Genomic DNA, 1,212 nt, shown 5'->3' with positions numbered 1-1,212 from the left:
GGGGTGGCCTGCGGGGCGGGTGACCTGCGGGTCTCCCATCCGCGCGACCACCTCCACCTGCACCGGCACTGACCGACCCGCCGGGGAGGGGGACGGCCGCCCGCGCACCGCGCGGGCTGCCGTTCGCCCGTTCGGGGGTGGGGAATCCCTCTCGCCCGGAAGGGGATGCGGACCCGGAGGGATGGCACGGCCGTGGAGTCGCCCCGCCGGGTCCGGCTGCCGGAGCGGGAGTACACCGTCCCGAATCGGCAAGGGGGGTCGCCGCCGCCGGGGCACCGGGCCGCGAGCGGGGCGCGTCACCGACCGGCGCCCCCGCCCGACCGGCTTCCCACCACCGGGGTTCCCCCTTGGATGTCTTTTCACATGGTGTGCCGACCATCGAACCCGGTGTGCCCGGACGGCTACGGGGCGAGGGATGTCCGCGCCATCGGGTGGGGTCGAGATGTGCCCCGGACGTGACGGGCACCGTCCGCGGCGCTCCTTCCCGGTCCCGGACCGTCACCGGGGTTCGGTCCCCCGACCCACCGTCGGGCGGCCCCCGTGACGGAAGTGGCCCCACGCATGACCGCACTGAACCCGAACCCCGTCGAGCGGACGGCCGGACGCGCGGTCCGGACGGGCTTCCGCGCCCTGGTGCTGTGCTTCGGCGCGCTCGTCCTCGCGCGCGCCCTGAGCGAGGGCACCTACGACCTCGCTTTCGCCAACCTCGCCCTGGACCTGTCCGGACTGGTCACCACCGTGGGCCTGGTGTACTTCGTCGGGTACGGGGTCGAGGTGATCGCCTCGGTGGTCGCCGGACCCCTGTTGGACCGGCACAGCCCCCTCCGTGCCGTGATCGGCGCCTATGGGGTGAAGATCCTCCTCTTCGGCCTCATCGGGCTGGGTTCCTCCTTCCTGGCGACCCATCTGTGGACCATCGTCCTCGCGGCGGCCCTGGTGGATCTGGTCCACCACGTCGGGGACATGGCGCTCTTCGTCCTGCTCCCCCGGGTCCTGACGCCCGGGACGCTGGTGCGGGTTCAGGGCATCGGGGCGAGCGTGCGCGCCGCGGGGGAGGTCGTCTCCCCCCTCGCGGCGGGAGCCGTACTCGCCCTGCTGCCCGGGGCGCGGGCCCTCCTGGCCGCCGCCGTCTTCCAGGTGCTCGCCCTGTTCCTGCTCTTCGGCCTGTTGGCCGTGATCCGCCGGGGGCGGAGCGGGGAGGGAGCCGGGGCG

General features: G+C 74.6%; 1 protein-coding gene. It reads left to right on the top strand.

The genetic code is table 11. The features are described 5' to 3' along the window. Positions 1 to 561: 561 nt before the first annotated feature. The coding region (locus FOE67_RS26205; RefSeq protein WP_182667306.1) for an MFS transporter at positions 562 to 1,212 on the top strand (651 nt) is incomplete at its 3' end.

It is taken from the genome of Streptomyces calidiresistens (assembly GCF_014141525.1).
Lineage (GTDB): Bacteria > Actinomycetota > Actinomycetes > Streptomycetales > Streptomycetaceae > Streptomyces > Streptomyces calidiresistens.
This window is presented reverse-complemented; position numbering and strand designations above follow the sequence as displayed.